Origin of the sequence: Cohnella hongkongensis, from assembly GCF_042654645.1 — a bacterium.
Classification (GTDB): domain Bacteria; phylum Bacillota; class Bacilli; order Paenibacillales; family Paenibacillaceae; genus Cohnella; species Cohnella hongkongensis.
Genome location: NZ_JBHSEP010000021.1, coordinates 13,381 through 27,277 on the forward strand (window position 1 = coordinate 13,381; position 13,897 = coordinate 27,277).

A 13,897-nucleotide genomic window follows, 5' to 3' on the forward strand; every position below is an offset into this window, starting at 1 on the left:
CCAGAACCTGAAGCAGAATAAGTCGCTTTTAACGTTAATGTATCTATGTGTGATAGCATTATGGCCGTTTCACCAACTTCCCACAAATTTCTACAAAATTTCAATTAACACTTTATTCTTCACAATGATGAGACATCCTGCCAAAAAATTAAAAAATTGCGACTAGGCTGTTATTGCTCAAAGATAACGTCCGGTTGCTGACGACCTCATCTCAGGAAAAGAAAAGGATGCCTCCATTGTGCGTTCGTCTGCGGGAACAGATGAACCGGAAGCATCCCTCAATCAACATGGTCATTGGAACAAAGAAAACGCTAGTTGAGAATATAGCTGGCGTTTTTTGTTCGGAGTACAGAAGCGGTACCGTTCCGTGCCGCGGCGAAGCCCTCGTGGCATTGGAAACAGTCAGCATAAGTTGGCGGAACAGGTGGGGAACGCTACCTACTCGTCACCCGCTGCTTGAGTTGCACCGATTACCGGAAGTTTCATCACTAGCTTCCGGATTGCATCGTGCCTTGCAAACGGTATGAATCGACTTGTATCGGGGAGATCGTGGCGGAGCCGGAGTCGCGAGTAATGCGCCTATCTGCTGGGCGCCTTGCGCTCTATCGCCTTTTGCTTTCGTTCAGGCCCTGCAGAAGTGCCGGCCATCCCTTCGCAGTCTGCACACCAACGAATCGGACAACTTGTGGACGACGCCCCGGGCTGGCTGGGACTAATGGTCCGGCCGATCGAAAACAGCCAAATGAGACGGAAGTTCACACCGGAACAAAAAGCCCAATTCCTCCCGAATACGAGCAGAAATCAATAATCCTGCCGAAGTCGAAAAGCTGTCCACTCAACTGGCATGGACAAAAAAACTGGCTACGGATCAGATGCGTGAACAGCGTCTGGCCATTCTGGATAGGCAAAGCATAGAGCTTCCCCTCGAACAGGTGGGCTGGGTTTGACGCTTACGATTCCGAACAGATCGACTTCATATGGTAGGTGACTAGCTTTTTGATTTGTTCGTAATCCACCCGCTTGGTATCCAGGAAAGCGTGCAGAGCTATGCCGTCAATTAAAGCGTACAACCGCTCGATCTCCAACTCGCAGTCCAGATCCTGCCGCAGCGCTCCGGAGTCCTTCATTTTACGAAGCAAATGTGCAACAAGAGTCAGTATGCCGTCACCCTGAACATCGTAGGAAGGATCGCTGCTTCTATAGTGGGCGTTGTACGCGAACCATATCTCCATTTCGGCCAGCTTGTCGTTGTCCGTAGGAAGCAGCTCAAGCAGTATCTTTAAAACCTTTTCGAATATCGGTAATTCCAGGCGGTTCAATTCATAAATACGGGCAGCCGCTCGCTCCTTCACCAACTCCATGGAAAAGTTCAGCAACTCATCCTGCGTCGAAAAGTAGTGACGAAGCGCCCCAAGCGACAGTCCTGATTCGCGGGCAATATTTCTTACAGTCGCTCCTTTCATGCCCATCTTTTTGATGACACGCAAAGCAGCCTCGGCAATTCGTAATCTTCGTTCTTCGTGATCCACGATTTTAGTCATACATTCATTGTAGCAAAGGCGTTCTCTGCAAACAACGAAATAGTACAGTTGTATTATTTCGAGGCGGATGATATACTTTTCCAATCTAAATCATACAGCTGTATTACGATGGAGGTAGCGCTATTGAATTTCATTGGCGTAATGATTGTCGCTTGCGAGGTCGCTTTCTGGGTTGTCATTTTAATAGGCTTGATTGCCCGCTACCTATTGAATCAAAAGCGATTAGGATTATTTTTTCTTGCGCTTACTCCCCTGATCGATTTAATCTTGCTTGCCGTTACGGGATTTGACCTCTATCGCGGCGCTTCCGCGACCCTCGCGCATGCAGTCGCAGCCGTGTACATCGGTGTATCCATCGCATTCGGCAAATCTATGATCGCCTGGGCAGACGAACGCTTTCGATACTACATCGCCAAACAGGGAGAAAAGCCAGTCAAACGCTATGGCCTGGACTATGCCCGACACTATTTTAAGAGCTGGCTGAGACATGTGCTTGCTTACGTCATTGGAGTTGGCTGTCTGTTCGGACTCATTTACCTGGTTCAGGACCCGGAACGAACCGAAACGTTAAACGGAACGATTCGTTTATGGTCGCTAATCTTAGGCATCGATCTACTGATCGCCATCGCCTATTTCGTTTGGCCCAAAAAAAGCTGACCCCTCTCGGAAGCTTCGGCAACAAGACGAGGCGTCGGTGAAAACTCAATTTACTTTCTTATATCCCCAAGAAGAGCGTATAATAGAGTCATAAATATGTGATTGGTGCGAACCCCAAGCTCACATGATTTTCCTGGGGGATTCGCACCTCTTGCTGCACAAGGGCTCTCGGGTTTTCGGAGCATTTCTGAACCTGTTTTCTCGCCCCCAAAATGCCGATTCGCACTTTTGAGCCCCAAATCCCTTGCCCCACAAGGTCTCAAATGGGGCGCTGTCGCTCCCCATACGGGAGCGTGGATTGAAACCGATCATTCCGGAACCCATGAAATCCGAGGTTGAGTCGCTCCCCATACGGGAGCGTGGATTGAAACATAGTCGTAGCACCACGAAAACGGCCATTCAAGGTCGCTCCCCATACGGGAGCGTGGATTGAAACTGCCGTAAGAATGATTGGGGAGGCATGGGATTACGTCGCTCCCCATACGGGAGCGTGGATTGAAACAAATATGGCGCATTTGCCCGAATGAATGGGTTATGTCGCTCCCCATACGGGAGCGTGGATTGAAACTGTACATCACGCAACTGGCTCGCGAGGAACTCGCGTCGCTCCCCATACGGGAGCGTGGATTGAAACCCATCAGGGAGAGGGGGATTTACGATGGCGATCGGTCGCTCCCCATACGGGAGCGTGGATTGAAACCTCCAATCTCCAGTCCATCGCCAAGGAATACCGGCGTCGCTCCCCATACGGGAGCGTGGATTGAAACTAGGTTTGGCGCTTCGGGAAGCGGAAAAATCCAAGTCGCTCCCCATACGGGAGCGTGGATTGAAACTCCGCATCTCATAACAAATCTCGTTTTATCGGATGTCGCTCCCCATACGGGAGCGTGGATTGAAACCGTAAGCCTCATAGCGTAATCAAACTAGCACTCGAGTCGCTCCCCATACGGGAGCGTGGATTGAAACCAATATGAGTATTTCGCTGCCGGGCCACATCTGGTCGCTCCCCATACGGGAGCGTGGATTGAAACAACGGATCGTAGTTGTTATTTGCTAACAAGGTTAGTCGCTCCCCATACGGGAGCGTGGATTGAAACAGAGACGTTATTTGGACGCCGCGAAACGCCGGAAGTCGCTCCCCATACGGGAGCGTGGATTGAAACCGAATGGATGAACCTAAGCTCACATTGTTGTCGTGTCGCTCCCCATACGGGAGCGTGGATTGAAACTGCGCCCCCTGGGCGATCAGCGTATAGGCTTCCTGTCGCTCCCCATACGGGAGCGTGGATTGAAACCATGCTCATTTTCAGCTGCTCGAGCTTTGCCAAGTCGCTCCCCATACGGGAGCGTGGATTGAAACCCTGTTGCGTACAGTCTTATATTGTTGCCCTTGCGTCGCTCCCCATACGGGAGCGTGGATTGAAACAGAATTAAACGAGCAACTAAATGACTCTATCCCAGGTCGCTCCCCATACGGGAGCGTGGATTGAAACCAACATGGAATCAAATCGTCGCTGGTACGACAACGTCGCTCCCCATACGGGAGCGTGGATTGAAACAAATGCTGGAAGCGCCCGAGATAGACCCGGAGGTCGCTCCCCATACGGGAGCGTGGATTGAAACGACCATCGCCGTCGTAAAGATGACGTCGTGTCCGGTCGCTCCCCATACGGGAGCGTGGATTGAAACTTTTTGCATTTATCCGTATTAGCATATGGGGAGGTCGCTCCCCATACGGGAGCGTGGATTGAAACCTTTGTACTGTTGAGCGCTTGCTTCGCGGCATCAGTCGCTCCCCATACGGGAGCGTGGATTGAAACATTTCGGCGATTGCGAATTTCCTGCTGATGGCCGGTCGCTCCCCATACGGGAGCGTGGATTGAAACATATCGACGGTGAGCGACTCTCCGTCGATAATAGTCGCTCCCCATACGGGAGCGTGGATTGAAACTCCCGCCATTGTCTCACCGCCTTATAGCCAGGATGGTCGCTCCCCATACGGGAGCGTGGATTGAAACCTCGCCATGATCAGCCTGCGGCGCAGCTCCGGGTGTCGCTCCCCATACGGGAGCGTGGATTGAAACTGCGATGATCAACCGCGTTGCGTCGGAATCGTCCGTCGCTCCCCATACGGGAGCGTGGATTGAAACAACCCGAAGTCCAAGGCTTTACCCGGGAGATCATGTCGCTCCCCATACGGGAGCGTGGATTGAAACCCCTCCTATGAAACAGACGGGCCGTAATCACCATGTCGCTCCCCATACGGGAGCGTGGATTGAAACTGCTTTTCGGTTAACTTGTGTTGCATCTCATTGCGTCGCTCCCCATACGGGAGCGTGGATTGAAACGATACCAACAGCAATTATCGAAAGAAATAGAGGCGTCGCTCCCCATACGGGAGCGTGGATTGAAACCTTTCGCGCCCCGATAGATTCCGCCAGCTCTGGTCGCTCCCCATACGGGAGCGTGGATTGAAACAGGAAGCGCGCTTACGATGCCCTCGACCAGGGTCGTCGCTCCCCATACGGGAGCGTGGATTGAAACCTAACTACGACGAGCGCGCCATTTTCCTCGGGGGTGTCGCTCCCCATACGGGAGCGTGGATTGAAACGACGGTACGATCCGGATCACCTTTACAAGCGTGAGTCGCTCCCCATACGGGAGCGTGGATTGAAACTCCAGCTCAAAAGCCCTAGCCCGGTCGTCAAAGTCGCTCCCCATACGGGAGCGTGGATTGAAACGATGTTAGCGCAATCGTGGCGATTAAAAGCGCAGTCGCTCCCCATACGGGAGCGTGGATTGAAACATACCCCAGTAATGGAGCGCAGGTTTTCCGAAGTCGCTCCCCATACGGGAGCGTGGATTGAAACGGGCCATATTGGGCAAAATTCGTTTCTACCGCCTTGTCGCTCCCCATACGGGAGCGTGGATTGAAACAAGTTAAAGGCTACGAAGTATGTGATTTCTATTTGTCGCTCCCCATACGGGAGCGTGGATTGAAACTTTTGGGGATGCGGCTATTTTTGGTTTGGCGATGTCGCTCCCCATACGGGAGCGTGGATTGAAACTACTCGATGAAGCTGGTTTGGCGGCTCCTGCGGGGTCGCTCCCCATACGGGAGCGTGGATTGAAACAAATATGGCGCATTTGCCCGAATGAATGGGTTATGTCGCTCCCCATACGGGAGCGTGGATTGAAACCTAATCCGGACAAGCCGGCCGAGGCAGAAGAAAGTCGCTCCCCATACGGGAGCGTGGATTGAAACACGGGTATATGGCCTCAATCAGCTAGGCGTAGGGACGTCGCTCCCCATACGGGAGCGTGGATTGAAACCGGCAAACTCTCCACGGCCTTGCGTACAACACCGGTCGCTCCCCATACGGGAGCGTGGATTGAAACATCGTTGTATCGCCCCTTTGCGACCTCCCTCACGTCGCTCCCCGTACGGGAGCGTGGATTGAAACCCGCCGTTTACAGAAACCAGTCTCGGAACGTGCGATCGCTCCCCATACGGGAGCGTGGATTGAAACGCGCACAGGTAGGCGGAGCGCCTGTCGTCCTCAGTCCCTCCCACACGGGAGCGTGAAGCAGGATCGGGTTCTCGACGTCCTTGTACTCAACGCGTCGCTCCTATGAGGGACCATGGTTAGACCCAGCCTTGCAAGCCAGAAAAAGCCTGAATGAGGTCGACGGAACGCCACCATTCAGGCTTTTTAAGCGATTAGAACCCTGCCTATTCAATGCCGCCGACTGCCTATTGCATCTGCTCCCGATCGGCTGAGACGGTCTCCGGGTCGCCGTACAGCCATACTTTGACGGTGACGTCGGGCTTCGGATCGCCGACGAACTTGGCGCTGAACGAAAGCGTCTGCCCGCCATGGCGGACGGTCGGGGCGTCGGCCGCAGCTTCGACGACACGCAGCAGGTTGCGGTTGGCGTCGTAGACGCGGCCGAAGCGGGTGCCGTCGCATTCGAGATACTGGTTCGCGGCCACTACCGTATCGAACGTCATGTAGACGCCGTCGGTATAGAAGGTCGGCCGCTGCACAGCCGCGTCCTCGTTGCCGTAGGACGGACGCACGCGCATCGTGAACCGAAGCGGCTGCTCCCCATACCGGTTGAACATCGCCCAATCCGAACCGCCCGGCTGACCTGGCTGCAGTTCGGCCGGGTTGCAGACGAGCGGCTTCGTCGCCTGCACCGGGTACAGCTTCCACCGTCGGTCTCCGTCCGGCTCCAGATGCCAATCCCCTTTCGGATCGACAAGCCGCTGCCGCTGCTCCGCGCTGAACGCGCCAAGCCTCCGGGCCGTCTCCCACTCCCGCACCGCCTCCAGCAGCTGCTCGATGTTGCCGTTGCGCTTCAAGACTGCGCCGTCCGCCACCAGCGCGAAGCCTGCTCCGAAGCCGGCCGCCTTGGACAGCACCCACTCGATCTCGTCGATCGCCGTCGCCTCGAACCGGTCGGATGCCGAGCGGATGAGAAACCAGCCGAGCATTCGCGGTATGAAGTTACGCTCGAAATACCGCTGATTGCTGAGCCGCCATTCCAGCTGCCCCTCGCGCGTCTCCGCTCCCCAAGGCTCGCCCCAGTTAAAGCGCGTCGCGATATGCCACAGATAGTTCGGCACGGCGATGCTCGCGTCGTTGATCACTTCCTGCTTCCAGCGCCGATATTGCATTTCGACGAACCTGATGACGCCGTAATCGTCTTGCCCCGTCGCATACAGCCCCTCCAGACCGTCGAACGAAACCTGGCGTATGCCGGCCTTATTCATCAACTCGGCCAGCCGTTCGGCATACTCGTCCTGCAGCGCCAGGTCCGGAAACACGACGTCGTACGGGTGATCCCACAGCCGCTCGACTTTCTCTCCCTTGGCATGCTGCGACGCAGCCGTTCCGTGCATGCCGCGCTTCACGCCGAGCAGCGTCCAGGGCGCCGTCTCCGATACGGCGTCGTATTCGACCAATTCGCTGCCAATGCGCGCCGTCTTGCGGTACATCGCCACGATGAACGGCCACGGCTCGTCGATCTCCAGACGGTCGTCCCGCTCGTTCGCGTCCTCCGCGAGCGACGCCGATCCGATCGGCTGCAGACGTTCGTCCGGCACCGGCGTCACGTAAGGATCGTTTAACGTCGTAAAATTGCTCAGCGTATGGATGCCGATCGAGACGCCTTCCGCGCGCGCAGCTTCCGAGCAAAGCCTCAACCCTTCGTCGCCGCTGGGAAAGCTGCCCCGCTTCAGCTTAAAGTGGCCCCACTGCTCGAACGGATCGGGATGATAAACATAGCGAAGCCCGGCCAGCTTCGTATATCGAACCGCATCCCCGATCGTTTCTTCCGTGAAATCGGTGATCAGATACGATTGGTTGGCCGCCGGAGACGTCTTCCCCCATTGTCCTTCGACGGTCGGATGGGGCAGATCCTCGCCCAGCTCGATCCGCTCAATCGTCTCCAATATCCGATCGGACGGGCAGCCGAACAGAGCGATGCGGCTTCCGGCCAGGGAAGCGTCCTCCCCCTCGAACGGCCGGACGTCGGCGGACGGCACGTTCCACACGGGCCGGATCGACCGCTTCGTACGATCGCGCGCATAAGCCTGCAGCGCGCTTCCGCCGTCCATCGTCGGCCAGGCGGTGCATACAGCGTATTCGAACTTGTTATCGGACGGCCCGCGGCCGTTCGGGTCCTGCGCGCCGCCCTCGCTGTACGTCGGCGCCATCTCGGCCAGCCGCCCCAGCTCCAGCGGCCAGCCGCCGATCGTCTTCGCGTTAAGCGCCTGCAAGCCAATCGCGAAGCGGCCGTCATGCACGACGCCGACCGACTCGCCAATCGATTCGCCGATTCCGGTGAGATAAGGGCCCCAGATGACCGCATCCGGGCTGCCCTGCTCGATGGACGCCAACTCCAGCACCGCGTATCCGTTCTTCTCCGCTACGCCGACAGTCGCCCTCGTTCCGTTCGCATACGTCAGCTTGAGCGTCCCCGTCTTGGGTTGAGACTCGCACCGCAACGGCGACAGAAGCTCATCTTCGGCCAGCAGCCGCAGCAGCGGCGACGATGCGGCAGCGGTCGGCTCCCCGTCCGGAGCTCCTGATCTGTCGGCCCAGAGCCGAACCTCTCCCCTACCGTTGATCGCCAGAACAAGCTGCCCGGCGCGTATGTTGTGAGTCATCGATGGTCCTCCTTTTCGCTCATGGCGGCGAAACTTCAGCGAACGCGGCAGCAGGCAGGAGGCGGTTGTCCGTTAGGCGGGACAACGACCTCCTGCCAGGTCCACGGACGATTACTTCAAATATTGATCGTAGATTTGCTGAGCTTCCTCAAGCACCTTGTCCCCGCCCATTTTCCTCCACTCGGCGACGAAGCTGTCGAACTCGTTCAGCGATTTGCGTCCCGTAATAAAATCGATGAAGGTTGTCAGCGTGAATTGCTTTAACTTGTCTTGCGTTTCATTGTAGATCGGCTTGCTGAACGGCGCGAGAATGTCGATCTCGCGAGAGCCTTGCGCACGGGTATCCTTCGCCAGCTGGCGCAGGCTTTCATCCGACGTATACGACGTCTGGAAATCATAGTCGTTAAAGGAGCCGGCCATCGAATAGGCGACGATGCCCGCCTTCTTGCGCTCGTCTTCATTATCGTAAGGCGGAATGAACTCGACGGTGCCCTTGTCGCTCCGCTTCCAGTGCGTGCCTTCGATACCGAAATTCAACGCCGCGTAAGAATCCGGGTCAAACTGGGTCGCCTCGAACACCTGCATATAGCGGATCATCTTCTCCGGATTCTGCTCGAGCTGCTTGCCGAACATCACGCCGGATGCGAACGCCGGATTATACTGCGAGATGCCCCACTTGCCGTCCGGCCCCTTCACGCCGCCTGTAATCGCGAAGCTGAAGTCGGGGTTTTGCGACTTGAGCTTGTCGTACCACTGCTCTCCTCCCAGGAAGGCGCTGCCCGGCAGGAAGGCCCACCAGTAGTATTCAATGGCGCCGACCCTGCCTCCCAGCACCTTGTCTTCGACGTTGTTGCCTTTATTGACGACGAACTCGGGATCGATCAGCTCATTTTTGTACCAGCGGTTGAGCACCTCCAGCGCTTGCTTGGCGCCCGGCTCAATCTCTCCGCGAACCACTTTCCCGTCCTTCACTCGGAAAATATTCGGATAGGCGTCGAACGCGCCGAAGACCGAGCTCATCATCGACTCGATATTATCGCCGGACGATGTAATGCCGTACGTATCCTTCTGGTTGTTGCCGTCCGGGTCGTCGTTGCGGAATCGGGTGAGCGCTTCCTCCATCTCCTCAAGCGTCTCCGGAGTCTTCGTAATGCCGACCTTCTTCAGCCAATCCTCGCGGAAGGCAAGCTGAACCCCGTCAATCCCGATGTCCCAGATGACCGGCAGAGCGTAAATTTTGCCGTCCCGCCGCACGTACTGGAACGGATCGTCGCCGAGATACCGCTTCAGCCAGGAGACGTATTTCGGCATATGCTGTTCGATCAGCTCCTGAGGGATCTCGGCCGCTACGCTCTGCTGAAGCAGCTTGTCGTAATCCGGGAACGACGGCTCCTTCCACCAGTCCGGGATGTCGTTGGAGGCCAGCATCAGGTTCAGTTTTTCCTTCATCGCTTCCCGGGTCGTCGAGATATAGTCGACCTCGATATTCAGCTTCTGCTGCAGCGCCACGATTCCGGGGGAATCCTTCACGGCCGTGCCGTCGAGATCCCAGAACGTCAGCTTCATCGGAGCGTCCGGAGAAGCGCTTTCGCTCGAGGCTGCGCTTTCGCTGGGCGAAGCGCTCGGTGAAGCGCTCGGGCTCGTCGTGCTGCCGTTGTTGTTCCCGCCGCAGGCCGATAGCAGTGTTGCCGTAAGAACAACCGACAGTAAGAGAGACAGCCAGCCCTTCTTTTTCATCTTTAACCAACCCTTCCCTTGTCGTTATTTTCTATTAAAAAGGGCTTACCCTTTAATAGCGCCGATCATGACACCTTTCACGAAGTACTTCTGAATAAACGGATAGACGATCAACATCGGAATAATCGAGAACATAATGACGGTCGCTTGCAGCTGCCGGCCGGAGAACGCCGTTGCTTTGCCAATGCTGTTGATCACGTTGTTGATGTCGGACATATCGTTCTGAATGACGATTTTGCGTAAAATGACCTGAAGCACTTGTTTGTCCGGATCGCTCACGTAGATCATCGCGTCGAACCAGGCGTTCCAGTGGCCGACTCCGACCCACAGCGCGATCGTAGCCAGCACCGGCTTAGAGAGCGGGATAACGATCTGGAAAAAGATTCTCGTATAGCCGGCTCCGTCGACCCGTGCGGATTCTTCGAGCTCCTCGGGAATGCTCCGAAAAAAGTTCCGCATAATGAGCACGTTAAACGCGCCGATCATGCCGGGGATCACAAGCACCCACAGCGTGTTGATCATGTTCAGCTGTTTGATGAGCAGGTAAGTCGGAATCAGACCGCCCCCGAACAGCATCGTGAACAAGATCACTCCGGTAAACAGGCCGTTGAAGGGAAGATCCCGTTTGGCCAGCGGATACGAGGTCAGAGCGGTAAAGAAGACGGACAGCAGCACCCCGACGAACGTTCTGAGGAGCGTGTTGGCATAGCCGGTCCACAGCTCCGAGAATTCGAACGCCAGCTTGTAGCTGGCCAGCGTCAGCTCCTTCGGCCACAAGATCAGCCCCGATGCGTAGGCCGTCCCGCCGACGCCGGCTCCGTCCAGCGATATGACGACCTGCGTCCAGAACGGATACAGCGTCACGACCATAATGACGGCCATTGCCGCATACAGCACCGCATCGACCACCCGGTCTCCGCTCGACTTTTTCACGTTGATCATCGTCTTCCTCCTCTCCCTTCGGGCTTACCACAGCGCATGGTCTCGTCCTCCGAGCCGCTTGACGACCTGATTGACCGCGACGATCAGCACGAGCGCCACCGCCGACTTGAACAGCCCGACGGCCGTCGCGTAGCTGTAGTTCATCTCCAGCAGACCTTTGCGGTACACGTAGGTGTCGATAATATCCGCGACTCGGTAAACCTTGACGTTATACATATTGAAAATCTGGTCGAAGCCCGCATCCAGAATGCCCGACATGGAGAGGATCAGCATAATCGCAATGACCGGAGCCAGCATCGGAATCGAGATGCGGAACATTCTCTGAAATCTGCCCGCCCCGTCCATAATGGCCGCTTCGTGCAGCTGAGGATCGATGTTGGTAATCGCCGCGAAATAGATAATCGAGCCCCAGCCGAACCCTTGGTAGATACTCGTCGCGACGAGAATGGAACGGAAGTAACGGTCGTCCGCCAGGAACAGGACGGGATCGCCGCCCAGCAGCTTGACGATCGAGTTGACCGGCCCCTCCAGAGAGAAGACGGTGAAAAAGATGCCGCCCAGCACAACCCAGGACATAAAGTGCGGCAAATAAGAGACGGTCTGCACCAGCTTCTTGAACTTGACGCTGGCGATCTCGCTCATCAGCAGCGCGAACAGAATCGGAACCGGGAATCCGAACGCCAGTTTGTACAGGCTGATAACGAGCGTATTTCTCAGAATGGTGTAGAAGTAGCTGTCCGAGAAGATGGCCTCAAAATGCTTCCACCCGGCCCACGGGCTGCCGACGATGCCTTCCGTCAGCTTGTAATCCTTGAATGCCAGCAATACGCCGTACATCGGCGCATAGTGAAAAATCGCGTAATAAACCATGGCCGGAACCATCATCAGCAGGAGCACGCGATACCGCTTGATGAGGCGCATTCGCTCGGAATGTATCCGCTTTCCACTGATCGATGCCGTTTTGTTCATCCTGTCGCCTCCTCCTGTTCTCCACTATATCAGCGACCGGATCATAAGGAATTATCAAAGATTTTCGAAACGCTTCGGTTTTTTACGCACTTGGCAATGCCCCCGTTAGAAAAAAAAAAGACCCCGGCTCTCCGCACGTACGGAAAATCGAGGTCCTACCTGTCCTCCGTCTCCGGAAGATACTGGGGGACCGTCAGTTCGATCGTCGTTCCGACTCCGTTCTCGCTCGCGATCGCTATGCCGTAGACGTCGCCGAATTTCAGCTTGACCCGCTCGTTCACGTTTTTTAGGCCGTAGCCGCTCGACTGCGTCGAGGCGGCGGCCCGGATCAGCTCGTCCGGCATGCCCGGTCCGTTATCGCGAACGGTGAATACGATCGACCCTTCGCGAGCGGCGGCCGAGATGTGCAGCGTTCCCCCGCCTTCGCTTCTCTGGTTCACCCCGTGCTGAATCGCGTTCTCGACGAGAGGCTGCAGGATCAGATTGATCGTATAAAATCGCAGCACCGTCTGGTCGATCTCGTAGACGACATCGAAGCTGTAGTCCTGCATGAGCTGGATGACTTCCAGATAGGAGCGAACATTGTCCAGCTCGTCGCGTACGGAGATCAGGTTGCTGCCGCGATTCAACGCGGTCCGGTAAAACCGCGACAGCGACGTGACCGTATGGCTGATGTCGTACGCCTCCTTGCGAAGCGCCTTCCAGTTGATGAAAGAAAGCGCGTTGTACAGAAAGTGGGGATTCATCTGCCACTGAAGCGCCTTCAACTCGGCCTCCTGCTGCTTGATCCTTCCGTTGTACGACTCTTCGATCAGCGCGTTGATCCGTTCCAGCATGCTGCCGAACCGATTGGTCAGCTCGCCGATCTCGTCGCGGTCCGGACTGTGCACGTTCAGCGTCAGATTGCCCATCTCCACCTTCTTCATCATGACGTTCAGCGCCAGAATGCGCCGGATCATCGTCCGGGAGAACAGCGTAATGACGAACAGCATGATCGCGATACAGATGGCGATCATACCGACGGTGGCGCTAATAATCGACCCGGCCTGAACCGAAGCCTGGTCGGCCGGCACGAACCAGTAGATGGTCCAGTCGCTCTGCTGAAGCGGTTTTCGGGCCAGGAACAGGCGCGTGTCGCCCAGCTTGACGGTCCCGTCCTTCAGCTTGAGCATCTCCTCCGCCGTGAAGTCGGGAAAGCGAGAGGCGAATGGGTTGGCATAGATCAGCCGGCCTTGTCCGTCGGCGATAACGACGCCGTTGTCGTGCTGCATCTCCGCCACGCCGAAGATCGTCCCGGCGTTCAGGCTCATGTAAACGATATGGGCGTTATCGCTCCCCAGACTGCGGGGGAATTTCGCGGTGACGAACAGCCCCTCGTCATAAAACCAGCGGTACGGATGGGGAGCGGACTCGAGCGTCTCCCGGTACCAAGCCTCGTCGGCGACGCGTTCGGACGAAAGCAGGAGAGTGTCGTACTCCGGCACGTCCCCTTGGGTGTAGAGCGTAATTTTCGCAATGTCGTTGTCCAGGTTTTTCATCATATTGACGTAAGGCGTCAGGTAGCCGTTCAAATCCCGAGACAGATTCACCAGATCGAGGTAATCGTTCTCGACGATCTTCTGGAACGTGGCGTTGTAGATAATCGACCGAAGCGTATGATTGTAGCGCTCGAGCGAGCTGTCGATGCTGCCGGTGACCGTCGCGACGTTCTTGTCGATTCCTTCCAGCGTCCGATACTCCAGCATCTGCCGCGATTGGCTGTACGCGTAGACGCCCAGGATGAGAATCGGAATAATGACGACAACCATGTACGAGAGAAACAGCTTGTTCCTGAACCGCATGCGATTGAACAATCCGGGCGGCGTCCGGCTCATCG

General features: G+C 56.2%; 7 protein-coding genes and 1 CRISPR repeat array. Of the genes, 1 reads left to right on the forward strand and 6 read right to left on the reverse strand.

Annotated elements, in window-relative coordinates:
- Window positions 1–950: 950 nt before the first annotated feature.
- Window positions 951–1,541 (reverse strand): TetR/AcrR family transcriptional regulator, encoded by a 591-nt coding sequence (locus tag ACFO3S_RS22100; protein WP_378100513.1) that lies wholly within the window; start codon window positions 1,539–1,541, stop codon window positions 951–953.
- Between the two features lie 141 nt (window positions 1,542–1,682).
- Here ACFO3S_RS22100 and ACFO3S_RS22105 point away from each other — a divergent pair, with 141 nt between their 5' ends.
- Window positions 1,683–2,198, forward strand: coding sequence for a hypothetical protein (locus ACFO3S_RS22105; RefSeq protein ID WP_378100652.1), 516 nt, complete (start codon window positions 1,683–1,685; stop codon window positions 2,196–2,198).
- A gap of 273 nt (window positions 2,199–2,471) precedes the next feature.
- Window positions 2,472–5,728: direct repeats of the CRISPR family, unit length 32 nt; unit sequence GTCGCTCCCCATACGGGAGCGTGGATTGAAAC.
- Window positions 5,729–5,952: 224 nt separating this feature from the next.
- On the opposite strand, the gene ACFO3S_RS22110 is transcribed toward ACFO3S_RS22105, so the two are convergent.
- From ACFO3S_RS22110 to ACFO3S_RS22130, 5 genes are all read right to left on the reverse strand, one after another.
- Window positions 5,953–8,373, reverse strand: coding sequence for a hypothetical protein (locus ACFO3S_RS22110; protein WP_378100514.1), 2,421 nt, complete (start codon window positions 8,371–8,373; stop codon window positions 5,953–5,955).
- Window positions 8,374–8,484: 111 nt separating this feature from the next.
- Entirely contained in the window at window positions 8,485–10,110 is a 1,626-nt protein-coding gene (locus ACFO3S_RS22115; RefSeq protein WP_378100516.1) for an extracellular solute-binding protein, read from the reverse strand.
- 45 nt (window positions 10,111–10,155) lie between these two features.
- A complete protein-coding gene (locus tag ACFO3S_RS22120) occupies window positions 10,156–11,052 on the reverse strand; it encodes a carbohydrate ABC transporter permease (RefSeq protein WP_378100518.1) in 897 nt (298 codons plus the stop codon).
- A gap of 24 nt (window positions 11,053–11,076) precedes the next feature.
- Window positions 11,077–12,021, reverse strand: a complete 945-nt coding sequence (locus ACFO3S_RS22125) for an ABC transporter permease (RefSeq protein ID WP_378100520.1) — start codon at window positions 12,019–12,021, stop codon at window positions 11,077–11,079.
- Between the two features lie 155 nt (window positions 12,022–12,176).
- A complete protein-coding gene (locus ACFO3S_RS22130) occupies window positions 12,177–13,895 on the reverse strand; it encodes a sensor histidine kinase (protein ID WP_378100522.1) in 1,719 nt (572 codons plus the stop codon).
- Window positions 13,896–13,897 lie beyond the last annotated feature (2 nt).

Coding starts and splice junctions, on each gene's coding strand:
- ACFO3S_RS22100 (WP_378100513.1), bottom strand. CDS start 1,541: ATGACTAAAATCGTGGATCACGAAGAACGAAGATTACGAATTGCCGAG.
- ACFO3S_RS22105 (WP_378100652.1), top strand. CDS start 1,683: ATGATTGTCGCTTGCGAGGTCGCTTTCTGGGTTGTCATTTTAATAGGC.
- ACFO3S_RS22110 (WP_378100514.1), bottom strand. CDS start 8,373: ATGACTCACAACATACGCGCCGGGCAGCTTGTTCTGGCGATCAACGGT.
- ACFO3S_RS22115 (WP_378100516.1), bottom strand. CDS start 10,110: ATGAAAAAGAAGGGCTGGCTGTCTCTCTTACTGTCGGTTGTTCTTACG.
- ACFO3S_RS22120 (WP_378100518.1), bottom strand. CDS start 11,052: ATGATCAACGTGAAAAAGTCGAGCGGAGACCGGGTGGTCGATGCGGTG.
- ACFO3S_RS22125 (WP_378100520.1), bottom strand. CDS start 12,021: ATGAACAAAACGGCATCGATCAGTGGAAAGCGGATACATTCCGAGCGA.
- ACFO3S_RS22130 (WP_378100522.1), bottom strand. CDS start 13,895: ATGAGCCGGACGCCGCCCGGATTGTTCAATCGCATGCGGTTCAGGAAC.